We start from the raw sequence: 25,087 nt of genomic DNA, 5'->3' as shown, positions 1-25,087 counted from the left end.
GGCTCAGTGCACCGCGTCGGGGTCGCGTGCCCCGGACAGGGGGCGCAGCGGCGTCCAGGCCGGCGAGCCGGTCACGATCGGCACGGCGGCGACCCTGCTGAGCCGGGAGCGCTCGGCCTGCGCGGCCGCGATCGCGTGCGCCTGGCGGACGTCCAGCAGCCGGGCGTGGATCCGCACGGGGCCGCCCGCGCAGTCGAGGTGGACGTCCGCGAGGCGCAGCAGGCGATGGGCCGGGTGCTGCACGACCCTGATGCTCTGCACCTTGCCGTGCGGAATGATGTCGGTGCGCTGCCACAGCACTCCGCCGCGGACGACGAACACCCGGTCGTCCGCGCCACAGCGCATCCGGCGCCACCGGACCGGCGCGATCAGCCGGGCCCGGCCCGGCGGGCGCGGCAGCGCCATGCCGTCGACGTCCACGGCCGGCAGCAGCCGTTCGATCACGTTCACGGCCTGCCCGCGGGGGGCGACGGGCAGCAGCATGCTCCGGGCGTCGCCGGCGACGTTGATCTGGAGCTCCACCCAGCCGAGCCAGCGCCACAGCGGCGAGCCGCGCAGGCTCACCGCCTGGACCCGGCCGTGCGGCACGGTGTGATGGGCGCGGTCGAGCAGGCCGCCGCGGATGCGCAGGCCGTCCGGCGATTCCGACACCGTGAACCGGAAGCCGGTCGCGAAGCGGTCGAAGGTCGTCCGCCACACTCCGACCAGCGCGGGCGCGACCGCGATGAACCCGGCGAAGGTGCCGGTGAGCAGGGCCGGGGTGACCAGGATGAAGGCCGCGCCGAGTGCCAGCCACGGTGCGGGGGAGAGCGTGATCGCGGCTGCCAGGCGTAGCGGCGGAACGTACGCGAGCGGGCGTTCGGGTGCCTCTCCGGCTCCGGGCGCCACGCCGGCTGCGCGGGCGAGCAGCTCCGCCCGCAACAGCCTCGCGCGTTCGAGCGAGAGGTAGCTGAGCCTCGTGCCGGATTCCTCCGCGTCCCCGTCGTGCGTGCCGGCGAGATCCAGCCGCAGCACGGCGAGCCCGGTCACCCGGGCGATCAGCGGCTGGGCGACGTCCACCGACTGGATGCGGTCGAGCCGCACATGCCGGACACGCTTGATCAGCAGGCCGGTCTCCAGCCGCAGATCCTCGGCTTCCACGCGGTAACGGGTGAACCGCCAGGCGCAGTAGCCGTATGCCGAGGCTGCGGGCAGCAGCGCGGAGAGGGTGAGCGTGACACTGCGAACCGTCAGTTCCTCTGCGAAGTTCTTCAGAATACTGACGGCGACCGCCGCCACCAGCAGCCAACCGCGCAGCAGCGGCGTGAGCGGATGAAGATGGTGGTAGCCGTCGTCCGGCTCCGCACCGGCGGGCGGCGGCTGGAGCGGCGGAGCCGCGTCCTCGACCGACGGCTCCGGCTCGGCTCTCGTCATAACGCGGCCCTGGTCGCTGGCCCTGCCGTGCCCGCGAGTCCTGCCCCGCTCACCGGACGTTCCCGGTCACAGGACGGCCGCCTGGGCCTCGCCGCGCTCGGTCAGCGAATCCCGCAGCCGGGCCGCCTCGACCGGTGACAGCCCAGGGATCACGGCGTCCGTGGTGGCCGCGGCGGTGTGCAGCCGCACCTGCGCGATGCCGAACCGCTGCGCCAGCGGCCCGGCGGTGACGTCCACCAGTTGCATGCGGCCGTAGGGGACGACGACCAGCCTCCGGACGAAGGTGCCGTGGCTGATCAGGAGGTCCTCCTCGCGCTCGGCGTAGCGCCAGGCGCTCCAGGCCCGGCCGATCGAGCGCCAGCCCCACACTGTGGCCGCGGTCGGCACGGCCCCCACCGCCAGTCCGGGCAGCCCCAGGAACGCCCCGCCGATCAGGCTGACCAGCACGATCACCGGGATGGCGCCGATCAGCAGCAGCAGCCGGCGCAGGCGGCGCAGCTGCGGCGACAGGCCCCGCCAGCTACCGGGGTCGATCCGCCAGGAATGGGAGCTCCACCCCGGGCCAGGGGTATCGGCCGGAGCTGTGTGCATCTCGCAACCATAAGGTCTTGCGCGTGGCACGCTGAGCCATTTCGCGGCGCGACGGCCACGGCGGAACCACCACCGGGCCGTTGCCCCGGCCCGGTGTCCGCACCGTCTGGGCTGCCGGCGGCCTGTTTATCGGTTCGCTTCGGTGCCTTCGTCCTCCTCGGCTCGGGCTCGTTCCTCGGCACTGTCGAGGGCTGCGGCCGCGGGCTCCATCGCGCTCAGGGGAACACCGAGCGCTCCGAAGTCAGCGAGCGTCTCGTGGCCGGTGACTGGGCCGGCGGGCCGGGCGCGTTCCGGGTGGCTGGGCCACCACACGACGGGGCCGACGTCCAGTGCGAGCGCCGGCACGAGCACCGAGCGGACCACAAGCGTGTCGAGCAGAACGCCGAACGCGACCAGGAAACCGACCTCGGCGAGCTGGACCAGCGGGAAGATGAGCAGCACGGCGAACGTGGCGGCGAGCACGACCCCGGCCGAGGTGATGACCCCGCCCGTCACCGCGAGGCCACGGCGGACACCGGCGGCGTGCCCGATGCGCTCGGTCTCCTCCTTCACCCGGGTCATCAGGAAGATGTTGTAGTCGACGCCGAGCGCCACCAGGAAGATGAAACCGATCAGAGGCAGTGCCGGATCGATGCCGGGGAAGTCGAAGACGTAGCGGTAGACCAGCGCGCTCGCGCCGAGGGCGGCGAAGAACGACAGCACGACCGTGCCCATGAGCAGCAGCGACGCGACGACGGAACGCAGCAGCAGCCCGAGGATGAGCAGCACCACGACGAGCACGACCGGAATGATCAGTTCGCGGTCCCGCACGGCAGCGTCCCGGATGTCCAGGTTGACGGCGGTGTTGCCGCCGACGAGGGCGTCGGCGCCGGGTAGCGCGTGCACGGTCGTGCGCAGCTTCTCCACCGTCCGGAACGACTCGGGACTGTCCGGCGGCGCGTCGAACACGACCAGGAACTGGACGAGCTCGGACGTCCGCCCGCTCTCCGCCGCCGCGGCCACGCCGGGAGTCGCGCGGACCGCCTCGGCCACGGCATCGGCGCGCGCGCTGTTCGCCACCACGAACGTGGGCGCGGTGACGCCCGGCGGGAAGCTCCGCTCGGCCAGGCGCTGGCCCTGGACCGACTCGACGTTGTCGCGGAAGGCCTGGTCCTGGCGCAGGACGCCGGGCAGGACGAGCATGCCGATGACGAGCGCGCCCAGCACGGCCACGGTGGTGACCCAGACCGTCCGCGGGCGGCGCCCGATCACGGCGCCGGCGCGCGCCCACGCGCCGGCCTCCACCGACCGCTCCGCCTGGCCCAGACGCGGCACGAACGGCCAGAACAGCCGTCGCCCGCCGACCACCATCGCCGCCGGCAGCAGCGTGAGCATGGTGACCAGCGCGACCGCGATCCCGATCGCGCAGACCGGGCCCAGCCCGCGGTGCGAGTTCAGCTCGCCCAGCAGCAGGCACAGCATGCCGATGATCACTGTGCCCGCCGACGCCAGGATCGCCGGGCCGGCGCGGCGCAGCGCGACCAGCATCGCGGTGGCCGGCTCGGCGTGCCGGGTCAGCTCCTCGCGGTAGCGGGAGATGAGCAGCAGCGCGTAGTCGGTGCCGGCGCCGAAGACGAGCACCCGCAGCATGCCGGCGCTCTGGCCGTTCACCGTGAGCCCGGCGTGCTCGGCGAGAAGGTAGATCAGTCCGGCCGCGGTCTGGTCGGCGATGCCGACGGACAGCAGCGGCACGACCCACAGGAACGGACTTCGGTAGACCGCGAGCAGGATCACGGCCACGATCGACGCGGTCACGAACAGCAGCGCGCCCTCGATCTTCACGAACACGTCGTAGGTGTCGGAGACCAGGCCCGCGGGCCCGGTGACCGCGGAATCCAGGCCTGGTTCCGCGGCGGCGGCCTGCCTGGCGATCGTCCGCATGCGCGCCATGTCGGCGGTGAAACGGTCGGCGTCCGTGGTCTGCGGCATCGGGACGGTGATGATCACCGCGCGATGATCCGGCGCGGGGATCACTCCCGGGATCGTCGTCGCCGCGAACCCGGCGAGCTCGGTGCGCAACGTCGTCGCGACGTCCAGGTCGGCCTTGGTCAGGCCGCCGTCACGGGCCAGGACGACCACCGCCGGCACGGCGTCACCGCCGGGGAGCTGCCGCTGGGCCTCCAGCAGACGGGTCGACTCGGCGCCCTCGGGGAGGAAGGCGGCCGCGTCGTTGGTCTCGGCGTCGGTGAGCATCAACGCGAGCGGGCTGACGGCGACGCCGATCAGCAGCCACACCAGGACGACCGCCCAGCGGAACCGCCGCGTGTGGAGCGTGGCACCGGGACGCGGCAGGCCCATCAGGCGTGTCCTCCTCCCGTGTCCCGCCGGTATCCCTCCTGATGCTGCCAGCTCAAAGCTTCGGACGCCCACCAAGCCACTACGTACACTGCCTGTCGCCCGCGGCCGAGACGCTCCGCGTCTGATCGGTCGCGTGTCCGATCGGTCGCGCGCCGCCTTTGACGGGGTGCGAACGGTTGATGCGGTGCGAATGGTGGAAACGTCCGGCCATGTCAAGGGGGGTACCAAGCTCCCCGATCGGCCGCCGGCTGTCCCTACGACGACAGAAATCATGGCGTCCGCAGTCGTACTTATGCGGCATCGTGGATGGGGCCGTCAATGCGGCGGGCAACCGCAATGACGCGGAATTCACGGTCCGACTACTCGACTCGGGCCGCCATTCTTGGGGGTTCAACGATGGACGTGCGGAATTCGGGATCGTGGAGGCCGCGGCGGTCGCGGCAGTCGCCGAGGTCGTCGCGGCCGTGGCGGAGCGGACCGGCGAGTGCCGGCCGCGGCGGGCATCGTGCCCGCGGCGACCTCCGCGCCGCCCGGCCCGTCGCAGGCACCGGTCGTCTCCCGGACCCCGGCCGAGCCCACGCTGCGAGCCGAGGACTACGTGCTCACCGAGGGCGCGATCACGGCCGGGTTCACCGCCTCTCCCGCGGACCCGCAGTCGAACTCCGACGACCTGACCATGGTCCAGGTGGCGCAGTGCCTCGGCGTACCCGCCGAGCAGTTCAGCGACGAGCACCTGGACACCGCCGACGGCCCGGACTTCACCAGCGACGTCGACGAGTTCGTGACGATGTCGTCCTCGGCGCAGATCGTGACCGAGGAAAAGGTCGCCGCCGACCTGGAGATCCTGAACAATCCGCGGTTCGCCGAATGCTTCGGCCAGACAATGCAGGCGGAGTTCGACGCCGACACCGGCAGCGGGGCCACGGTCGAGATCGTCGCCGCCGAGTCTCCGGCCCCGCCCGCGGGGGCGAGCGGGCTACTGCGCATTTCCATGGGTGTGACGGCCGGCGGCGAGACCGTGGGCCTGGTCCTGGACAACGTGTTCTTCTTCGAGGGGCAGGTCGAGGTTGTGGTCAACTACGCGAACGTCGACAACACCCCGCCGCAGGTCCATCTGCAGCGTATCGCCGACCAGATTTCCGGAAAGCTCCAGATCCAGTAATCCCGCGGCTGGCCCAGTGGTCAGCCGGCGGTCCAGGCGGTCGCGATCTCGGCCGCGACCGCCACATTGCTCCGTACTACGGCGACATTCACTTCCAGGCTCGCGCCGGCGGTCTCGGTGTGGAAGGTCTCCAGCAGGAACGGCGTGACGGCCTTCCCGCGCAGCCCACCCGCCTCGGCGCGGCGCAGCGCCTCGGCGAGCACCCGGTCATGGACGCCGGGGTCGAGCGCCTGCTCGCGCGGCACCGGGTTCGCGACCACGATCGCGGACGTCAGCCCGAGGCGGTCGCGGGCCGCCATGGTGCCAGCCACCTGCCGGGCGTCGTCCACCCGCCAGTCCAGACGGTGGCCGGAGCCCGGGAGGTAGAAACCCGGGAACTCCGAGGTGCGCCAGCCCAGCAGCGTGATCCCGAGGGTCTCCATCCGCTCGAGGGTCGCGCCGACGTCCAGGATCGACTTGACGCCGGCGCTGACGACGGTGATCGGGGTGCCGCCCAGCGTCGGCAGGTCGGCGGACTCGTCGAAGGACTCGCCCGCCCCGCGGTGCACGCCGCCGAGCCCACCCGTCGCGAACACCCGGATGCCCGCACGGGCGGCCAGCATCGACGTGGACGCGACCGTGGTTGCGCAGGTGCGCCTCAGCGCGGCGGCGGCGGGCAGGTCGCGCACGGACGCCTTGGCCACCGCCGGGTCGTCGGCGACGCGGCTGAGCGTGGCGTCGTCCAGGCCGATGGTGGGCACTCCGTCGATCACTGCGACCGTCGCGGGGGTGACGCCGCGTTCGCGCAGCATCTCCTCCAGTTCCACGGCGACCGCGCGGTTGCGCGGGCGCGGCAGGCCGTGGGCGATCAGCGTCGACTCCAGGGCGACCACCGGCCGGCCGGCAGTCAGCGCCGCCGAGACCTCGGCGGAGACGGCCAGGCCCGGACCGGGTGAAATCATCCGCCAACTCTAGGCGTAGTGCCGCGCACCACCGACCGCTCGGTGCCTGATGGTCACCGCTCGCGGTTCGCGGGGGTCGTCGCCGGTGGACGTCAACGCTGCACGATACGAAACTCTGTATACGGATAGCCATTCGTCGGCGGTCGGGGCAGGGTTTCTTGTCGTTGGACGGACAGTATTAACGGGTTATCCGCAGCGATGACTCGACGTACCCTTCTTGTTGTGAGAGCGATGAAATCAACGGAAATACCGCGTGCGGGAGCCCCCGGCCGGCGGCCGTGGATTCCCGGGATGTCGATGGCCCTGCGGGCCGGCGTCGGCCTGCTGGCGCTGCTCGTCGTCGCGACCGCCTGTACCGGCGGGAGCTCCACCCGGACCCGCGGGGCGGACCGGCGCAGCGACTCGACCGAGGCCGACGTCGGCGTCGAGGACGTCAACCGGGGCGGGACCAACGGCGCGGGCGGCCGGCGGACGCCGTCACCAGCGCCGTCGCCGCTGACGGCGGCGGACTTCGTGCTCACCGCCGGCCCGGAGACCGCGGGATTCAGCCAGGACCCGCCGCAGCCGGCGAGCGGCCCCAACTCGGTCGCCAGCGCACCGTCGTCGATGTTCGACGGCGCGGTGGCGACGTGCGCCGAGGCGACCGACGCGCAGATCGGCGCCTCGTCGACCGGTGACGCCGACGGCCCCGTCTTCACCCACGACACCAGCGGGGCAGATCTCCGCTCCTTCGCGTCGGTCTACGCGGACACCGCCACCGTCGCGGGGCATCGGGAGATCGTCCGGCTCGACCGCTTCGCCGGGTGTTACGGGCGGGCCCTCGTCGACGAGCTCGACTCCGACGAGCTCGGGGCCACCCTGATCGGCACGGAGACGGTACCGCCGCCGCCCGGGGCGACCGACCGGATCACGGTCACCATCGACATCGTCACCGCGCAGCAGCAGAGCTTCCGCACCTACGTCGACCTGATCATGATCTTCACCGGTCGGGCGGAGGGGACGATCAGCCTGGTCACCCCGTTCCAGCCGGCGGATCCGGCCCTGCTCGCCACACTGACCGGCCAGGTGGAACGCAAGATCGCCGCCCAGTGACGGCCCCGCACCGGCCGGGGCCGACCGGCCCCGGCCAGCCCCGGCCGCGCGTGCTCAGATGGCCTGCGCGCGGGCCGTGGAGTGGACGCTCAGCGCCGAGCGCTGCCCGTCCACGTCGACCACGACCCCGTCGCCGTCCCTGATCTGGCCGGCCAGCAGCTCGCGGGCGAGCTGGTCGCCGATCGAGGTCTGCACCAGGCGGCGCAGCGGCCGCGCCCCGTACACCGGGTCGTAGCCGGCGTCCGCGAGCCAGACCTTGGCGGCGTCGGTCACCTCGAGGGAGATCCGGCGGTCGGCCAGCCGCCTGCGCAGCCGGTCGATCTGGATGTCGACGATCTTCGTCAGATCGTCCCGGCCGAGCTGCTCGAAGACCAGCACGTCGTCGAGCCGGTTCAGGAACTCCGGCTTGAAGGCGTCGCGCACGGCGACCATCACCGAATCGTGGCGGACCTGCGGGGGCAGGGTCGGGTCGGCGATGTAGACCGACCCCAGGTTCGAGGTCAGGATCAGGATGGTGTTCCGGAAGTCGACCGTGCGGCCCTGGCCGTCGGTCAGCCGGCCGTCGTCGAGCACGGCGAGCAGCACGTCGAAGACGTCCGGGTGCGCCTTCTCGACCTCGTCGAGCAGGATCACGCTGTACGGGCGGCGCCGGATCGCCTCGGTGAGCTGGCCGCCGGACTCGAAGCCGACGTAGCCGGGAGGCGCGCCGATCAGCCGCGCCACCGAGTGCTTCTCGGCGTACTCGCTCATGTCGATGCGCACTACCGCCCGCTCGTCGTCGAACAGGAAGTCGGCGAGCGCCTTGGCCAGCTCCGTCTTGCCCACACCCGTCGGCCCGAGGAAGAGGAACGAACCGGTCGGCCGGTCCGGGTCGGCGATGCCGGCCCGCGCGCGGCGGACGGCGTCCGCCACGGTGCGCACGGCCTCGTCCTGCCCGATCACGCGACGGTGCAGCTCCGTCTCCATGCGCAGGAGCTTGCTCGTCTCGCCCTCGAGCATGCGACCGGCGGGGATGCCCGTCCACGACGCGACGACCTCGGCGACGTCGTCGGGACCGACCTCCTCGCTGAGCATCGCTCCGCCGGGCGAGTCCGATCCGGCGAGCGCGCCGGTCGCCTCGGCGAGCCGCTTCTCCAGCGTCGGGATCGTTCCGTACCGCAGCTCACCGGCCTTGGCGAGGTCGAGGTCGCGCTCGGCCATCTCGGCGGCGCGGCGGGCGTTCTCCAGCTCCTCCTTGATCTTCTGGACCTCGGAGATGGAGTTCTTCTCCCGCTGCCACCGCGCGGTCAGCGCGGAGAGCTCCTCGCGCTTCTCCGCCAGCTCGCGCTGCAGCCGGTCGCGCCGTTCCCGGGACGCGTCGTCGTTCTCCTTCGAGAGTGCCATGTCCTCGATCTCGAGACGGCGCACGGCCCGCTCGAGCTCGTCGACGGCGACCGGCCGGCTGTCGATCTCCATCCGTAGCCGGGACGCCGCCTCATCCATCAGGTCGATCGCCTTGTCGGGGAGGAACCGGGCGGTGACGTACCGGTCGGACAGGGTGGCCGCGGCCACCAGCGCCGAGTCGGTGATCCGCACCCCGTGGTGGACCTCGTAACGCTCCTTGAGTCCGCGCAGGATGCCGATCGTGTCCTCCACGGACGGCTCCCCGACCATCACGGGCTGGAAGCGGCGCTCCAGTGCCGGGTCCTTCTCGATGCGGGTGCGGTACTCGTCCAGCGTCGTCGCGCCGATCATGCGCAGTTCACCGCGGGCGAGCATCGGCTTGAGCATGTTGCCGGCGTCCATCGCGCCCTCGGCCGCGCCGGCGCCGACGACGGTGTGCAGCTCGTCGATGAAGGTGATGATCTGGCCCTCGGCCTCGCGGATCTCGGTGAGCACCGAGGTCAGCCGCTCCTCGAACTCACCGCGCAGCTTGGAGCCGGCGACCATCGAGCCGAGGTCGAGCGAGACGATCCGCCGGCCGCGCAGCGACTCCGGGACGTCGCCCGCGGCCACCCGCAGCGCGAGCCCCTCGACGATCGCCGTCTTGCCGACGCCGGGGTCGCCGATCAGGACGGGGTTGTTCTTCGTGCGCCGGGAGAGCACCTGCACGACCCGGCGGATCTCGGTGTCGCGGCCGATCACCGGGTCGAGCTTGCCGTCGCGGGCCCGCGCGGTGAGGTCGATGGAGTACTTCTCGAGCGCCCGGTAGGCCCCCTCGGGATCCCTGCTGGTGACGCGGCGGGCGCCGCCGCGGACGCGGTCGAACGCGCCGCGCAGGGCGTCCGGGGTCGCGCCCGCCTCGGCGAGGATGCGGGACGCCTCCCCGCCCTCCTCCGCGAGCGCCACGACCAGGTGCTCGACCGAGGTGTACTCGTCGCCGAGTCGGGCGGCCTGGCGCTCGGCGTTGTTCAGGACGGCGACGAGCTGCCGGGACAGCTGCGGCGGCGCCACGTTGGCCCCGGCGGCGCGGGGGAGCCGGCCCACCGCGGCCTCCGCCCGGGAGCGGATGTCCGCCGCCGGGGCGCCGACGGCCTCCAGCAGGGCGGCACCGACACCGTCGGGCGCCTCGAGCAGGGCGGTCAGCAGATGCAGCGGGTCGACGAGCGGCGATCCGTCGCCGGTGGCACGGCTGATCGCGGAGGACAGAGCCTCCTGCGAGCGGGCGGTGAGACGGTCAGCGTTCATGGCGATCCCTGTGTCTCGAGGCGATCCGATGTCGTGCGGTCTTCAGTCACTGGTCCCACGCGATCTCGCGGTTCGGTGGTCGCGACATCGCGCGGAACCGCGCCCGCCAGCTACAACGCTCAGCATACCTGAGTCATTCCCACTCAACTTGCTGGACATGCGTCGGTATGGCCGGCTTTCAGGTGCCGGGGTGTCGTTGTTGTGGAGACGCGGACGGGTCCGGGGCCCGCGCCCGGATGAGCTGCCCGGCGACCGCGGCGCCGGTCCGGGTACCGACGCCGCGTCGCTGCCCGGCCCGGCCCGGCCCGGCGCCCGGTACCGGCGCCCGGTACCGGCACCCGTGTCGGACTTGTCGTCGGCATCGGACCGGGCTTCGGACCTGGTCTTCGGACTCTGTGTCTGGTGGGGTCGGGGTCAGCGGCGATGGCCCGGTCGCCAGACGACGACCGCGCCTCGCTCGATGGGGACGAGGTCGCGCCGGTGGCTGGCGTGGGCCTCGGCCACCCGGCGGTCCGCGTCGGCCCGGGCCTCGGCGAGCTCCTCCGCCAGCTGACGGACCTGCGCCTGCAACGCGACCACCTGGGCACCAAGGTGCAGAATCTGCCGGATGCCCTCGAGGTTGACGCCCTCCTCCTGGGAGAGGCGCTGGACCTCGCGCAGCAGGGCGACGTCACGGGCGGAGTAGCGCCGGCCGCGGCCCGCCGTACGGCCGGGGGTCACCAGCCCGAGCCGGTCGTACGACCGCAGTGTCTGGGGATGCATCCCGGCGAGCTGCGCCGCGATGGAGATCACGTACACCGGGGCGTCGTCGTCGTGCGCCGGGCCGGCCGCGGGGCCGGGCGGCTGGTAATAGGTGGCACCGGGGTCGTGCACCGTGCCACTCCCGTTCATGGGGCTGTTTCTGCCGGGAGACGGCGGCACCATGCCGGCGGGGCCCCCGCCCACCGCCGGCCCGGCAGCCCTCGTTCCGGGGCCTGCACCCGCGCCGCGCGGGGAGCGCGGCGGATCGGACGTACGGTTCGGACGCGCGTTCATGCCCGTCCCTCCATCTGGGCTATCAGGGATTCACGAGGGTCCTCGGGATGCGCCCGCGCGAACTCCTGGAGCGCGGTGCGCGCCTTGGGCGAGAGCTCGGACGGCTTGGGAACGGTCACCTCGAGCGTCACGATGAGGTCACCGTTCTCCCCGCCGGGGCGCGGGACGCCCCGGTTGCGGGCACGCAGCCGCCGTCCGCTCGAGGTGCCGGCCGGAACCTTGACCGTCAGCGGGGTGCCGTCGATCGTCGGTACCTTCACCGAGGCGCCCAGGGCCGCCTCGGTGATCGTCACCGGCAGGTTGATCGTCAGGTTGTGGCCCTCCCGCCCGAACACGGGATGGCTCTGCACGTGCACGGTGACCTCGAGGTCACCGGCCGCGCCGCCGCGCTCGCCGGGCGAGCCGCGCCCGCGTACCCGCAGGCGCTGACCGTCGCTGACCCCGGCCGGGATGCGGATGCGCTGCTCGCGCTCGCGGCGGCCGGTGCCGTGGCAGTCGGGGCAGGGGTGGTCGATCAGGCTGCCCTTGCCCAGGCAGTCGCGGCACGGCTCGGACAGCGCGAACCCGCCCTGCGACCGGGAGATCACGCCGAGGCCCCGGCAGACCGGGCACGTCCGGGGGGACGTCCCGGGGCGGGCCCCGATGCCGGCGCAGGTGGCGCAGGTGGCGGCCCCGGGCAGCCGCACCGTCGCCTCGAGGCCGGTCAGCGACTTCTCGAACGAGATGGTCACCTCCGCCGCGATGTCCGTGCCGCGGCGCGGGGCGCGCCCGGTCGGTGACCGCTGGAAGAGGTTGTCGAAGATCCCGCCGAGCCCGCCGCCGCCGTTGCCGTTGAGCAGGTCGTCGAGGTTCAGGTTCCCGGCACCCGGGCCGTAGCCGCCCGGCGTCCCGAACCCGCCCATGCCGCCGCCGCGCCCACCCGCACCCGGGTGGGAGCCGGAGGCGAACAGCGCCCGGGCCTCGTCGTACTCCCGCCGGCGGTTCTCGTCGGAGAGGACGTCGTAGGCCTCGGACACCTCCTTGAAGCGTGCCTCCGCCTTCACATCCCCGGGGTTCTTGTCCGGGTGCAGCTCCCGGGCGAGCTTGCGGTACGCCTTCTTGATGTCGGCCGCGGACGCGTCCTTGGGGACACCGAGAGCGGCGTAGTAGTCCTTCTCAACCATGTCGCGAACACTCACGGCGCCCCTCCTTCCGTCATGAAAGAGCCCGGCGCGCGGGCATCGGGAGCATCCGGGCGCCGAGGGCCAGCCGGCCGCCGGTCAGGTCGGAACGAGCCGTCCCGCCCGGCGCTGAGCACCGGGCGGGAGGCACGCGAACGGTCCATCGGCATGGTTCAGTAGGCCATCTCTTCAGTCGGCGCTGACGGTCGGTCCCCCGCGGTCCGGACCCGGAACACTGCCGGTGTCGTCCGGCAGGGGAGCGTTCTCCCTTCCGGGAGACGCGCCGGCGGCCGGCTGACCCTCGGCGGCGTCATACTCCCCGGGTGGCCCGACCTCGGTCACCCGGTCCGAGATGCCCGCGTCCGGCCCGTCCTCGTACAGCGCGTCACCGCCGTCCTCGGACGGTTCCGCGACCGCGACCTGCGCGGCCCGGAGCACGAAGTCCCCCCGGCGGTAACCCGCCCGGAAGATCTCCACGCAGGTCGTCTCGGCGACGTCCGACCGGTACGAGTGCATCAGGGCGTGGTGCAGGTGCGGGTCGAACACCTCGCCCGGCGCGCCGAACCGCTCCAGGCCCGTCGACTCCAGCGCGGTCTCCAGCGCCTCGGCGATGGCCTTGAACGGCCCCTCGAGATCACCGTGGTCGCGGGCGCGGCCGATGTCGTCGAGTACCCCGAGCAGCCCGCCGAGCAGCTTGGAGACGGCCTGGTCACCGGCGGCGTCGCGCTCGCGCGCGGCGCGCCGGCGGTAGTTGTCGAACTCGGCCTTGAGCCGCTGCAGGTCGGCGGTCCGCTCGCCCAGCTGGCCGCGCAGCGACGCGACCAGCTCGGAGTCGGCGTCGGCCGGGCCCGCCCCGGCCGGGCCCAGGGGCTCGGTGCCGGGGGCGGCCGCACCGGCGGCGGTCCCACGGACCTGGCCGGTCTCCGGGTCGATGCGCCGCCTGTCCTTGACGATGGGCTCCTCCGGGCCGCCGTCCCCGCCGGCCCGGCTGTCGTCCAGCCGGTGCTCGCCGTGGGCAGAGGTCACTTCTTGTCCTCCTCGTCGACGATCTCGGCGTCCACCACGTCGTCGTCGGCCTGGCCCGCCCCGGCTCCGGGAGCGCCCGGGGCACCCTGCGCGCCCGCGGCCTGGGCGTACATCGACTCGCCCATGGCCTGGCTGGCCTTGGTCAGCTCGTCCGCCGCCTCGCGGATCGCGGCGATGTCCGTGCCGCCGACCGCGCCGCGCAGCGTGCTGAGCTTCTCCTCGACGTCGGACTTCACGCCGGCTTCGATCTTGTCGCCGTTCTCGGCCAGGAACCGCTCCGTCGAGTACACGAGGGACTCGGCGCGGTTGCGGGTCTCGGCCTCCTCCCGGCGCTGGCGGTCCTCCTCGGCGTACTGCTCGGCGTCCTGCACCATGCGGTTGATGTCGTCCTTCGGCAGCGCCGAGCCGCCGGTGATCGTCATCGACTGCTCCTTGCCGGTGCCCAGGTCCTTCGCGGACACGTGCACGATGCCGTTGGCGTCGATGTCGAAGGTGACCTCGATCTGCGGCATGCCGCGGGGGGCCGGGGGCAGGCCGGTCAGCTCGAACATGCCGAGCTTCTTGTTGTAGGCCGCCATCTCGCGCTCGCCCTGGAAGACCTGGATCTGCACGGAGGGCTGGCTGTCCTCGGCGGTGGTGAAGATCTCCGAGCGCTTCGTCGGGATCGTCGTGTTCCGCTCGATCAGCTTGGTCATGATGCCGCCCTTGGTCTCGATACCCAGGGACAGCGGGGTGACGTCGAGCAGCAGGACGTCCTTGACCTCACCCTTGAGGACACCGGCCTGCAGGGACGCGCCGACCGCGACGACCTCGTCCGGGTTGACGCCCTTGTTCGGCTCCTTGCCGCCGGTCAGCTCGCGGACGAGGTCCACGACGGCGGGCATCCGGGTCGAACCGCCGACGAGCACGACGTGGTCGACGTCGCTGATCTTGATGCCGGCGTCCTTGACGGCCTGCTGGAACGGGCCCTTGCAGCGGTCGATCAGGTCCTGCGTCATCCGCTGGAGCTCCGCCCGGGACAGCGAGACGTCCAGGTGCAACGGGCCCTCGGCCGACGCGGTGATGTACGGCAGGTTGATCGAGGTCTGGGTGGACTGCGACAGCTCGATCTTGGCCTTCTCGGCGGCCTCGCGCAGGCGCTGCAGCGCCATCTTGTCCTTGCCGAGGTCGACACCGTGCTGGCCGTTGAAGGTCTTGATCAGGTGGTCGGTGATGCGCTGGTCCCAGTCGTCACCACCGAGCTGGGTGTCGCCGGAGGTCGACTTGACCTCGACCACGCCGTCGCCGATCTCGAGCAGGGACACGTCGAACGTGCCGCCACCGAGGTCGAAGACCAGGATGGTCTGCTCCTTCTCACCCTTGTCCAGCCCGTAGGCCAGCGCCGCCGCGGTGGGCTCGTTGACGATGCGCAGGACGTTCAGACCGGCGATGGTGCCGGCCTCCGTGGTCGCCTGCCGCTGGGCGTCGTCGAAGTAGGCCGGGACGGTGATGACGGCGTCGGACACCGACTCACCCAGGTAGGCCTCGGCATCCCGCTTGAGCTTCTGCAGGATGCGGGCGCTGATCTCCTGGGGGGTGAACTCCTTGGAGTCCACCGTCATCTTCCAGTCGGTGCCCATGTGACGCTTGACCGACCGAATGGTCCGCTCGACGTTCGTCACGGCCTGCCGCTTGGCGACCTCGCCGACGAGCACCTCGCCGTTCTTCGCGAAGGCCACGACTGACGGAGTCGTCCGGGAACCCTCGGCATTGGCGATCACCGTGGGCTCTCCACCCTCGAGCACGCTCACGACGGAGTTCGTGGTGCCGAGGTCGATACCGACCGCTCGTGCCATGTCTGTATGCCTCTCGATCATGCTGGCCCGCCTGGTGGAGACCGGCGGGACGCCCTAGTTGGTGTGAGCCCCGGACTGCGTCCTGCGCCGAAGCGTCGGTCGTGTGCGCGGCTGCGTTGGTGCGGATGTTGGTGGTGCGACTGTGGCGCTGCTGTCTCTCGCTGCCACCCGGCTCCGGTCGCGCGCACCCGCGCCCGGATCCGACTTGAGTACGGTCGACTCAGGATGGACGCTCTTAGGATAACCAGACGAACCTGAGTCCTGTCCACTCAATATTGCTCCGTCGGGCGGACTTGCAGGGTCGGACACCTCAAGTATCACCTTATGTGGTCGAGACGTCGCTCCTGATGCAGGGCCGGTGCCGTCGCGACTTCCGCGCGGTCGCGGGGCATCCGGCGTCACGGGTATGCCGGGGCCTTGGCGTCTCGGGGTTTTCGGGCATCCTGCGGTTTCGGACTCCAGGGGCTTCGGGCTTCAGGGGCCTCGGGCTCCGGGGCGCGCGGCCTGAGGGCGGGCGCCGATCACCGCGAGGAGGCGCCAGGACAGCCCCGGAGCGCCCGGCGGAGCAAGATCCAGAAAAGCGCGGCGGTTCAGCGACGGCCAGGACTCACCAGGACTCACTCAGTCGCCATGCATCGCCTGACAAGATCCAGAATCCCGGGGTGGGCGCCGGTGGCCGCGGTGAGGCGCCGGGACGGCCCTCGAGGCCGACTCGGATCAAGATCGATATAAGTGTGGCGGCTCAGTGACAGCCAGGATTCACCCAACCGCCACGCTTTGCCCGGGAGGGACTGTGGGGTGATCTTTGAGGGTGGGAGCCCGGGCGTGAGCCGGTGGCGCTGATCAGGGCTGTGCGGCCGGTCGGGGGCGCGGGGCTGTCAGGTTCTTCGAGTCGCCGTGCTGCCCGAGACGCGCCGGCAGGACGGGCCTACGACCCGGATCCGGGCCCGGAGGGCGGGTGGGCGCGGTCGTCGCCGGGGGCGGGGGGCTGGTCGCCCTTTGCCGTCGTCGGGCCGTCGCCCCCGCGGGGCCGGCTCGACGTGCTGATGGACTCGCTGCCCCGTGGCTGGCGGACGGCGGCCAGGATGCGGCCGCGCCGGCCCTCGCCGGGGCGGGCTCGAGGGGGTCCCTCCAGGGACTTGGCGGTGCCTGTTCCGTCCACGTCCAGCAGGCCGATCGCGTCGGTCGCCGTGTCCGTCCCGGAAGCGGGCGGTGGGCTGTCGGTCGGGCCGTCGGGCTGGTCGGCGGCCCGGGCGAGGGGCATGCCGGCGCGGTCGATGAGATCGGCCTGGCGGCCGAGGTCGGCTTCGATCTGGGCGAGGCGCTCGAGCATCTCGGAGGCGTCGCCGCCGCGCTCGCGGATTGTGCGCAGGGCGTCCATCAGGGTGAGCCACTGGTCGCGGTCGACGACGACGTGCTCGGCGAGCCGGTTGGAGGAGTACGGCGGGAAGAGCCGCTGGGCGGCGGCGAGGACCTGCTGGACCTGCCCGGGGTTGAGCCGCCCGGGCTTGCTCCGGACGTACTTGACGACGTCCTTGACGCTGATGATCGTGACGCCGTCCAGCGCGCCGTCGCTCCACAGGACGCTCGCCTCGACCATCACGAGGACCGGGTAGACCGGGATCTTCGTGGTGGGCAGGGCGGCGCGGACCTGGTTGCGCACCTCGCCGCCGAGCCATGAGGTCTTGTCGATCGCGGGCTTGAGCGACTCGCCGTCCACCATGGCACCGCCCTTGGTGTAGCGGACGATGCCCTTGTTGGTGTCGCTGCCGAGGATCATGACGCCGCCGGGACCGATCAGCAGGTGCCCGATCGTGGCCTGCGAGTAGGGGACGGCCCGGTCGTGCATGATCACATAGCCGTGTCGGCGGAGCCGGGAGATCGCGCGGGCGGTCTTGCGCTCAGCCTCGGCCGCCTCGCGCAGGGTCTCGACGTCCGGCGAGACACCGAAGGCGGCCACGGCGATGCCACCGGGCCAGACGATGAGCAGGACCACGAAGACGGCCACGCCGAGACCGGGCAGCCCGAGCCCGAACCCGATGACCAGGCCGAGGCCCATGCCGACCACCGCGGCGCGGATGGCCGCGCGCGGCACCTCGCGCGCCAGGCGGTCGCGTCGGACCATCGCCTGGTTCTCTCGCGCGCGCAGGTATTCCGTGTGCTGGGAGAACCCGGGCCGCCCGGCCCGGGGCGTCGCCGGCCTGGTGCTCGTCGCCATCGTGCCCACCATGGATCGCAGGGGTCGTCAACGTGGTTGGAGACCGTTCTCCGGAGCGCGCCGGGCGTCGTCGCGACAGCGCTGTAGCCGGCCGGCTGAAACCTCTGGCCCGACCCGGTCACGGCGTGATCCCGTGACCGCCCGGACCGAGGCACCCACCCATGGTGCGGGGAGGCTCATGGTCATCACAAGAGTTGACATCAGCGCTCTGGATGATCCACGAGCGACAGGCCGCCGGCCGGCGGAGTGCCACAACACGTGCCACCCGGCGATTGGACCATGTGGTCCCACCTGGGGCTCGTGGGGTGGCCAGACGAGAACGGACGGTGCGGAGAGTCGTGGTTCGGGCGGTTGTCTGCCACTCAAAGTAGCAGGCTCCCCGGCACGCCGGGCAAGATCAGCCCAATAGGTCCCCGATCCCGCCCCACTCGGACCACGTCGTGGCAGGGTCGGGGGTGTTCGGGGTCGGGAGCGGGGGATCTAAAGGTGATGGCCCCCGGGAGCCACCCCGGATGGTGTCGTTGTGGGACTTTCGGAGGGGGAGTGATGCGTGTCCGGTGATCGTGACGTGTCTCTGGTCACTCCGCTCGTCGCGGGTCGTACGGTCACGGGAAGGCTTGCGCTTCGGAGTGGGCCCGATGGCCGTCACGCGGGTCGCGGTGGCAGCGGAACGCTCCGCGTTGATGGTCAAGGGTGGGGCGGCCGTCGCGCTCAGGAAGTTACCGGCGGGTACGGGTAGGCTCGCCGCGTCGCCGGGCGGCACCGGTTGTCGTCGGTCAACACCGGTCAGCACTGACCGGATAGCACAGATGGAGGACCTGTGAGAATCGCGATCGGTCTAGCGATCACGCTGATCGCTCTCGCGGTGGCCGGCCGCCGCGTCTTCTGGCTGACCAGACTGATCAGGTCCGGTCAACCGGCGGAGGGCCGGCTCGACGACCTGCCGACCCGGATCTGGACCGAGATCAGCGAGGTGGGCGGCCAGCGCAAGCTGCTCAAGTGGTCGGTGCCCGGCCTGGCGCACGCCTTCACCTTCTGGGGCTTCACCATCCTCGGCCTGACGATCGTCGAGGCGTACGGGGCCCTGTTCGACCACGACTTCCACATTCCGCTGTTCGGGCACTGGGCGGCCATCGGGTTCCTCGAGGACTTCTTCGCAGTCGCCGTGCTCGCGGGCCTGATCACCTTCACGGTCATCAGGCTGCGCAACGCCCCGGCCCGGCTTGACCGCAAGTCCCGGTTCTACGGCTCCCACATCGGCCCGGCCTGGGTCATCCTCGGGATGATCACACTGGTCATCGTGACCCTGCTGATCACCCGTGGCGCCCAGTTCAACGCGGGCACCCACCCGCAGGGCGACACCAAGTGGGCGTTCGCGTCCTGGCTGGTCAGCCTGCCGCTGGATGCCTTCTCGGAGCACACCAACGAACACATCGAGACGGTGTTCCTGCTCCTCAACATCGCGATCATCATGGGCTTCCTGGTGCTGGTGGTCTACTCCAAGCACCTGCACATCGGCCTGGCGCCGATCAACGTCATCCTCAAGCGGGAGCCGGTCGCGCTCGGCCCGCTGGGCACCACGCCCGACATCGAGAAGCTGATGGAGGAGGACGAGCCGATCGTCGGGGTCGGCAAGGTCGAGGACTTCTCCTGGAAGGCCATGCTCGACTTCTCCACCTGCACCGAGTGCGGGCGGTGCCAGAGCCAGTGCCCGGCCTGGAACACCGGCAAGCCGCTGTCGCCCAAGCTCCTGATCATGGACCTCCGGGACCACCTCTTCGCGAAGGCTCCCTACCTGCTCGCGCCCAAGGACGCCGAGGACGGCGAGAGCGCCGAGGAGACCACGAAGGCGGCCGCCAGCGCGTCCGAGGACGGCTCCGGCAAGCACAAGGTGCACCACCACGTGCCCGAGTCCGGCTTCGGCCGTGTCCCCGAGCCCGGTCAGCCCCAGGTGGACCGCCCGCTCGTCGGCACCGCGGAGGAGGGCGGGGTCATCGACCCCGACGTCCTGTGGTCGTGCACCAACTGCGGGGCCTGTGTCGAGCAGTGCCCGGTGGACATCGAGCACGTCGACCACATCGTCGACATGCGCCGCTACCAGGTCATGATCGAGTCGGCGTTCCCGTCCGAGGCCGGCGTGATGCTGCGCAACCTGGAGAACAACGGCAACCCGTGGGGTGTCTCGCCGCGCTCGCGCACCGAGTGGACCGACAACCTGCCGTTCGAGGTGCGCATCCTCGACGAGGGCGAGCAGATCCCGGACGAGGTCGAGTACCTCTACTGGGTCGGCTGCGCCGGCGCCATCGAGGACCGGGCCAAGAAGGTCGCGCGCTCCTTCGCCGAGCTGCTGCACACCGCCGGGGTCGAGTTCGCCATCCTCGGCAGCCAGGAGTCCTGCACCGGTGACCCGGCGCGCCGCCTCGGCAACGAGTACCTCTACCAGGAGATGGCGAAGGCCAACATCGAGCTGTTGAACGAGACGGGCGTCAAGAAGATCGTCGCGACCTGCCCGCACTGCTTCAACAGCCTCGCCCGGGAGTACTCCTCGCTCGGCGGGACGTTCGAGGTCGTCCACCACACGCAGCTGCTCGGCAAGCTCGTCGAGGAGCGCAAGCTCGTCCCGATCACCCCGATCGACTCCTCGGTGACCTACCACGACCCGTGCTTCCTCGGCCGGCACAACAAGGTCTACACCCCGCCCCGGGAGATCCTCGAGGCCATCCCGGGCATCCGTGGCCAGGAGATGCACCGCTGCAAGGACCGTGGCTTCTGCTGCGGCGCCGGCGGCGCGCGGATGTGGATGGAGGAGAAGATCGGAAAGCGGGTCAACGTCGACCGCATGGAGGAGGCCCTCGGCCTCGATCCCGATGTGGTCTCGACGGCCTGCCCGTTCTGCATCGTGATGCTCTCCGACGCCGTCACCGAGAAGAAGCTCGCCGGCGAGGCCAAGGAGAGCGTCGAGGTGCTCGACGTCTCGCAGCTGCTGGCCCGCTCACTGGTCGCGCCGACGCCCACGCCGACAGCGGAGCCGCTGAGCAGCTGAACCGGTAGCGAGCGGATCAGGCAGTAGCCACGCCGTCGCGGCCGCCCCCGGGGATTCGGGGGCGGCCGTCGTCGTGTGTGCGGTCAGGCGCCGTGTGATCCGTTGGGGATCTCGGGCACGGCCGCCCGGGTGAAGTCGCGGTAGGCACGGGACGGCGTCGGCCCGCGCTGACCCTGGTACCGGGAGCCGTAGACCGCCGAGCCGTACGGGTGCTCGGCCGGCGTCGACAGCCGGAACAGACAGAGCTGGCCGATCTTCATCCCGGGCCAGAGCTTGATGGGCAGCGTCGCGACGTTCGACAGCTCCAGCGTCACGTGGCCGGAGAAGCCCGGGTCGATGAACCCGGCGGTCGAATGGGTCAGCAGGCCCAGCCGGCCCAGGCTCGACTTGCCTTCGAGTCGGCCGGCGAGGTCCTCCGGGAGCGTCACGACCTCCAGCGTCGACCCGAGCACGAACTCTCCCGGGTGCAGGACGAACGGCTCGTCGCCCTCGGGCGCCACGAGCTCGGTGAGATCCTCCTGCTCCACGGCCGGGTCGATGTGGCTGTAACGGTGGTTCTGGAACACCCGGAACGCGCGGTCGAGCCGCAGGTCCACGCTGGACGGCTGGATCAGCCCCTCGTCGTAGGGGTCGAGCCGGACGCGGCCGGCGGTGATCTCGGCCCGGATATCCCGGTCGGACAGCAGCACGTTCGTGGACGCTACCGCAGCCGCCTGGACGTCCTGCCGGCACGAGCCCGGTGGATCATCGCGGCCCTCTGATGGCGGGATGTGCGGACTGCGGTGATTTCGCCGCCGTCGCGGTGTGGGAGTCGTGGTGTCTCGGGTAGGAGCATCCCGGAAGCGTGCGAGGTTGCCGTCACGGGACATCGCCTTCGGTGACACTCTGACTGCGGAGGGAACTGCCGTGCGGAGAGGGAACCGGTCCGCGCGAGGGAGCTGGCGACGCAGCCGGACGACGATCCAGGATGGGGACCGATGCTGGGGCTACCGGATCACATCGAGGCATGCCTGTTCGACCTGGACGGGGTACTGACCCGTACCGCCGCCGTCCACGCCGCGGCGTGGAAGGAGATGTTCGACGACTTCCTCGAGAACTGGGCTAGGCGGTCCGGTGACCCGTTCGTCCCCTTCGACATCGCCACCGACTACGCCGACCATGTGGACGGCCGCCCGCGCGCCGACGGCGTGCGCGCGTTCCTGGACTCCAGGGGCATCCACCTCCCGCCCGGAGTGCCCGGCGACCCGCCGTCCGGGATGACGATCCAGGCGCTCGCCACCCGGAAGAACATCCTGCTTCTGGAGAAGCTGAAGGAGATGGGCGTGGAGGTGTTCGCCGGCTCCGTCCGCTACCTGGAGGAGCTCGAGCGTGCCGGCGTGCCGCGTGCGGTCGTGTCGTCCAGTGCGAACTGCGCCGAGGTGGTGCGGGCCGCCGGCATCGAGCACCTGCTGCTGGCGCGGGTCGACGGCCTGGTCGCCGAGGAGCGCGGCCTGGCCGGCAAGCCGGCCCCCGACACCTTCCTGGCCGGTGCCGAGGCGCTGGGGGTGGCCCCCGGCGCCGCCGCCGTCTTCGAGGACGCCATCGCCGGGGTGCAGGCGGGCCGGGCCGGTGGCTTCGGCTACGTGGTGGGGGTCGACCGGGTCGGCCACGCCGAGGCGCTGCGCGGCAACGGCGCCGACCGGGTGGTCGAGGACCTCGCCGAACTGCTCGGTGGAGGTTCGACCGGCCCGGCCTCCGCTGGCTCCGCGTCTGGCGGCTCCGCGTCTGCCGGCCCGGCCACCGGTGGGGGCGACGCGTGATCGGCAGGCCCTCCTACCCCATCGAGTCCTGGTCGCTGACCGAGCACGGGCTCGACATCGACGACCTGGCCCGCTCCGAGTCGCTGTTCTCGCTGTCCAACGGACACGTGGGCATGCGCGGGAACCTCGACGAGGGCGATCCGCACGGGCTGCCCGGTACCTACCTGAACTCCGTCCACGAGCTGCGGCCGCTTCCGTACGCCGAGGCGGGATACGGATACCCCGAGTCCGGGCAGACGGTCATCAACGTCACGAACGGCAAGATCGTCCGCCTGCTGGTCGACGACGAGCCGTTCGACGTCCGCTACGGGGACCTTCTCGCGCACACCCGCACGATCGACTTCCGCGAGGGGGTGCTGCGCCGGGAGGCCGACTGGGTCTCCCCGGCCGGGCAGCGGGTCAGGATCCGCACCCAGCGTCTCATCTCCTTCTCCCAGCGCTCCGCCGCCGCGATCCACTACGAGATCGAACCGGTGGGCGACACCGCGCGGGTCGTCATCCAGTCCGAGCTGGTCGCCAACGAGCAGCTTCCGGGGCGCAGGGGCGACCCGCGCGCCGCCGCCGTCCTGGAGTCGCCGCTCATCTCCGAACGGCACCGCGCCCGCGAGACCATGGTCGAGCTCGTCCACCGCACCCGGCACAGCGACATCCGGGTCGCCGCGGCGATGGACCACATCTTCGACGGCCCGCGTTCGCTCGGTGTCACCTCGGAGAGCGAGCCCAACACCGGCTGGGTCACCGCGACGGCCGTCCTCAAGCCGGGCGAGACCCTGCGGATGGTCAAGTTCCTCGCCTACGGCTGGTCCGAGCAGCGCTCCCTGCCGGCGCTGCGCGACCAGGCCACCGCCGCCCTCGTCGCCGCCCGCCAGACCGGCTGGGACGGCCTCGTCGCCGAGCAGCGCGAGTATCTGGCGGACTTCTGGCGCCGGTCCGACGTCGAGGTCGACGGGGACGCCGAGGTGCAGCAGGCCGTCCGGTTCGCGCTCTTCCACGTCCTGCAGGCCGGCGCGCGGGCCGAGCGCCGGGCCATCCCCGCGAAGGGGCTCACCGGCCCCGGGTACGACGGTCACGCCTTCTGGGACACAGAGAGCTACGTCCTGCCCGTCCTCACCTACACCGTGCCGGCCGCCGCCGCCGACGCGCTGCGCTGGCGGCACTCGATCCTCCCGCTGGCCCGCGAGCGTGCCCAACTACTCAACCTCGACGGCGCGGCCTACCCCTGGCGCACCATCCACGGCGAGGAATGCTCCGGCTACTGGCCCGCCGGGACGGCGGCCTACCACGTCAACGCCGACATCGCCGACGCCGTCCTGCGCTACCTGTGGGCCACCGAGGACGAGCAGTTCGAGCTCGAGGTGGGTCTGGAGATCCTCATCGAGACGGCGCGGCTGTGGCGTTCCCTCGGCCACCACGACCTCTCCGGCCGTTTCCGCATAGACGGTGTGACCGGCCCGGACGAGTACTCCGCGCTCGCCGACAACAACGTCTACACCAACCTGATGGCCCAGCGGAACCTCGTCGGGGCGGCCGACGCCGTCCGGCGCCATCCCGAACACGCCCGGGCCTTCGGGGTCGACGCGGAGACCGCCGCGAGCTGGCGCGACGCCGCCGAGGACATGTTCATCCCGTTCGACAAACGCCTCGGGGTCCACCCGCAGTCCGAGGGATTCACCGAGCACCAGGTGTGGGACTTCGAACAGACCAGGCCGGAGCAGTATCCGCTGCTGCTCCACTTCACCTACTTCGACCTCTACCGCAAGCAGGTCGTGAAACAGGCCGACCTGGTACTGGCGATGCAGCGCCGCGGCGACGCGTTCACCGCCGAGCAGAAGGCGCGCAACTTCGCCTACTACGAGGCGCTCACCGTCCGCGACTCGTCGCTTTCCGCCTGCTGCCAGGCCGTCATGGCAGCCGAATGCGGTCACATGTCCCTCGCGCACGACTACCTGCGCGAAGCCGCCTTCATGGACCTGAAGGACATCGAGCACAACACCGGCGACGGCCTGCACATGGCCTCGCTGGCCGGCAGCTGGATCGCGCTCGTCGAGGGCTTCGGCGGGCTGCGTGACACCGGTGAGCTGCTCTCCTTCAGCCCCCGCCTGCCCGAAGGCCTCAGCCGGCTCGCCTTCGGCCTGCGCGTGCGCTCCCGCCAGCTCCGCGTCGAGGTGGTCGACTCGTCCGCCACCTACACGGTGCTCGAGGGCGAGGCGATCACGATTCTGCACCACGGCGAGAAGGTCCGCGTCTCACCCGACCAGCCCTGCAAACTGGACGTCCCACCGGTGCCGGCACAGGAACGCCCGAGGCAGCCCGCCGGCCGGGAGCCGCTGCGGTTCCTGCACCAGGGCAACGGCACCGAGGTCACCCGCGCGGCCGACGTCCACCCCGTCGACGGGTGACCGGGCCGTGGGCCGACCAGGGTGACAGACCGGGGGCGGACCAGCCTGAGCGCGAAGTCCGGGGGTGGCGGTGGAACACGTGCCGCCCGAGTCCAGTAAGATGCGGTAGCACCATGCGGGCGTAGTTCAGAGGCAGAACACGAGCTTCCCAAGCTTGCAACGCGGGTTCGATTCCCGTCGCCCGCTCGAGCCGGTTCGCTGTGGTTGCCGCCCCTGGGGGGCGGCTTCCCGGGGGGCCGTTGTTTTTTCGGGGGGCGACCCCCGAAGCCCCCGAGCGGCGGGCCTGGTTGGCTGGTGGGGGTGGTTCTCCCTCTTTGGGGTGGGTCCTGCCTCGGTGCGCTGCAGTCGTCCGATCCTCGCGGCACGTTC

Annotated in this window: 16 protein-coding genes and 1 tRNA gene; 6 read left to right on the top strand and 11 right to left on the bottom strand. The window is 71.6% G+C overall.

Annotation, left to right across the window (positions count from 1 at the left end; genetic code table 11):
• Positions 1 to 3: 3 nt before the first annotated feature.
• From E0504_RS04105 to E0504_RS04095, 3 genes are all read right to left on the bottom strand, one after another.
• The gene (locus tag E0504_RS04105) at positions 4 to 1,413 is read right to left on the bottom strand and encodes a PH domain-containing protein (protein WP_112108092.1); all 1,410 of its coding nucleotides are present in this window, start codon (positions 1,411 to 1,413) and stop codon (positions 4 to 6) included.
• Between the two features lie 66 nt (positions 1,414 to 1,479).
• Positions 1,480 to 2,004, bottom strand: a complete 525-nt coding sequence (locus E0504_RS04100) for a PH domain-containing protein (RefSeq protein WP_071060843.1) — start codon at positions 2,002 to 2,004, stop codon at positions 1,480 to 1,482.
• A 126-nt stretch (positions 2,005 to 2,130) separates the two neighbouring features.
• Positions 2,131 to 4,341 (bottom strand): MMPL family transporter, encoded by a 2,211-nt coding sequence (locus tag E0504_RS04095; RefSeq protein WP_131622063.1) that lies wholly within the window; start codon positions 4,339 to 4,341, stop codon positions 2,131 to 2,133.
• Between the two features lie 484 nt (positions 4,342 to 4,825).
• On the opposite strand from E0504_RS04095, the gene E0504_RS04090 reads away from it, so the two are divergent.
• Entirely contained in the window at positions 4,826 to 5,503 is a 678-nt protein-coding gene (locus E0504_RS04090; protein WP_243657404.1) for a hypothetical protein, read from the top strand.
• 20 nt (positions 5,504 to 5,523) lie between these two features.
• Here E0504_RS04090 and E0504_RS04085 read toward each other — a convergent pair whose 3' ends face one another.
• The gene (locus E0504_RS04085) at positions 5,524 to 6,444 is read right to left on the bottom strand and encodes a pseudouridine-5'-phosphate glycosidase (protein WP_071060849.1); all 921 of its coding nucleotides are present in this window, start codon (positions 6,442 to 6,444) and stop codon (positions 5,524 to 5,526) included.
• Between the two features lie 291 nt (positions 6,445 to 6,735).
• On the opposite strand from E0504_RS04085, the gene E0504_RS04080 reads away from it, so the two are divergent.
• Positions 6,736 to 7,536: a hypothetical protein gene (locus E0504_RS04080; RefSeq protein ID WP_235014468.1), complete on the top strand. Its 801-nt coding sequence runs from the start codon at positions 6,736 to 6,738 to the stop codon at positions 7,534 to 7,536.
• A gap of 54 nt (positions 7,537 to 7,590) precedes the next feature.
• On the opposite strand, the gene clpB is transcribed toward E0504_RS04080, so the two are convergent.
• The 6 genes from clpB to E0504_RS04050 form a co-directional block, all read right to left on the bottom strand.
• Positions 7,591 to 10,203 (bottom strand): ATP-dependent chaperone ClpB, encoded by a 2,613-nt coding sequence (gene clpB, locus E0504_RS04075; protein WP_112108094.1) that lies wholly within the window; start codon positions 10,201 to 10,203, stop codon positions 7,591 to 7,593.
• Positions 10,204 to 10,617: 414 nt separating this feature from the next.
• Positions 10,618 to 11,238, bottom strand: coding sequence for a heat shock protein transcriptional repressor HspR (locus tag E0504_RS04070; RefSeq protein ID WP_112108095.1), 621 nt, complete (start codon positions 11,236 to 11,238; stop codon positions 10,618 to 10,620).
• Positions 11,235 to 12,416, bottom strand: coding sequence for a molecular chaperone DnaJ (gene dnaJ / locus E0504_RS04065; protein ID WP_112108096.1), 1,182 nt, complete (start codon positions 12,414 to 12,416; stop codon positions 11,235 to 11,237). Before dnaJ ends, E0504_RS04070 begins: the two co-directional genes overlap by 4 nt.
• 171 nt (positions 12,417 to 12,587) lie before the next feature.
• Positions 12,588 to 13,424: a nucleotide exchange factor GrpE gene (grpE, locus tag E0504_RS04060; protein ID WP_112108097.1), complete on the bottom strand. Its 837-nt coding sequence runs from the start codon at positions 13,422 to 13,424 to the stop codon at positions 12,588 to 12,590.
• The gene (dnaK, locus tag E0504_RS04055; protein WP_012157677.1) at positions 13,421 to 15,259 is read right to left on the bottom strand and encodes a molecular chaperone DnaK; all 1,839 of its coding nucleotides are present in this window, start codon (positions 15,257 to 15,259) and stop codon (positions 13,421 to 13,423) included. Before dnaK ends, grpE begins: the two co-directional genes overlap by 4 nt.
• Before the next feature lie 928 nt (positions 15,260 to 16,187).
• Positions 16,188 to 17,477, bottom strand: a complete 1,290-nt coding sequence (locus tag E0504_RS04050; RefSeq protein WP_071060930.1) for a nuclease-related domain-containing protein — start codon at positions 17,475 to 17,477, stop codon at positions 16,188 to 16,190.
• Between the two features lie 820 nt (positions 17,478 to 18,297).
• On the opposite strand from E0504_RS04050, the gene E0504_RS04045 reads away from it, so the two are divergent.
• Positions 18,298 to 20,520 (top strand): (Fe-S)-binding protein, encoded by a 2,223-nt coding sequence (locus E0504_RS04045; RefSeq protein ID WP_112105568.1) that lies wholly within the window; start codon positions 18,298 to 18,300, stop codon positions 20,518 to 20,520.
• An 83-nt stretch (positions 20,521 to 20,603) separates the two neighbouring features.
• Here E0504_RS04045 and dcd read toward each other — a convergent pair whose 3' ends face one another.
• Positions 20,604 to 21,209 (bottom strand): dCTP deaminase, encoded by a 606-nt coding sequence (gene dcd, locus E0504_RS04040; RefSeq protein WP_071060864.1) that lies wholly within the window; start codon positions 21,207 to 21,209, stop codon positions 20,604 to 20,606.
• Positions 21,210 to 21,497: 288 nt separating this feature from the next.
• Between dcd and E0504_RS04035 the strand changes: the two genes are divergently transcribed.
• The 3 genes from E0504_RS04035 (at position 21,498) to E0504_RS04025 (ending at position 24,904) form a co-directional block, all read left to right on the top strand.
• Positions 21,498 to 22,319, top strand: a complete 822-nt coding sequence (locus E0504_RS04035; RefSeq protein ID WP_071060866.1) for an HAD family phosphatase — start codon at positions 21,498 to 21,500, stop codon at positions 22,317 to 22,319.
• Positions 22,316 to 24,718 (top strand): glycoside hydrolase family 65 protein, encoded by a 2,403-nt coding sequence (locus E0504_RS04030; protein WP_112105567.1) that lies wholly within the window; start codon positions 22,316 to 22,318, stop codon positions 24,716 to 24,718. The genes E0504_RS04035 and E0504_RS04030 overlap by 4 nt, the downstream gene beginning before the upstream one ends.
• A gap of 115 nt (positions 24,719 to 24,833) precedes the next feature.
• Positions 24,834 to 24,904 (top strand) — tRNA-Gly (locus E0504_RS04025).
• Positions 24,905 to 25,087: the final 183 nt, after the last annotated feature.

This window comes from Parafrankia sp. BMG5.11, assembly GCF_004337455.1.
Note: the sequence above shows the minus strand (reverse complement) of the source record. Positions and strands in the feature narration are given on the sequence as shown.

Coding starts and splice junctions, on each gene's coding strand:
- E0504_RS04080 (WP_235014468.1), top strand. CDS start 6,736: ATGTCGATGGCCCTGCGGGCCGGCGTCGGCCTGCTGGCGCTGCTCGTC.
- E0504_RS04085 (WP_071060849.1), bottom strand. CDS start 6,444: ATGATTTCACCCGGTCCGGGCCTGGCCGTCTCCGCCGAGGTCTCGGCG.
- E0504_RS04100 (WP_071060843.1), bottom strand. CDS start 2,004: ATGCACACAGCTCCGGCCGATACCCCTGGCCCGGGGTGGAGCTCCCAT.
- dnaK (WP_012157677.1), bottom strand. CDS start 15,259: ATGGCACGAGCGGTCGGTATCGACCTCGGCACCACGAACTCCGTCGTG.
- E0504_RS04070 (WP_112108095.1), bottom strand. CDS start 11,238: ATGAACGCGCGTCCGAACCGTACGTCCGATCCGCCGCGCTCCCCGCGC.
- E0504_RS04105 (WP_112108092.1), bottom strand. CDS start 1,413: ATGACGAGAGCCGAGCCGGAGCCGTCGGTCGAGGACGCGGCTCCGCCG.
- E0504_RS04050 (WP_071060930.1), bottom strand. CDS start 17,477: ATGGCGACGAGCACCAGGCCGGCGACGCCCCGGGCCGGGCGGCCCGGG.
- clpB (WP_112108094.1), bottom strand. CDS start 10,203: ATGAACGCTGACCGTCTCACCGCCCGCTCGCAGGAGGCTCTGTCCTCC.
- E0504_RS04095 (WP_131622063.1), bottom strand. CDS start 4,341: ATGGGCCTGCCGCGTCCCGGTGCCACGCTCCACACGCGGCGGTTCCGC.
- E0504_RS04035 (WP_071060866.1), top strand. CDS start 21,498: ATGCTGGGGCTACCGGATCACATCGAGGCATGCCTGTTCGACCTGGAC.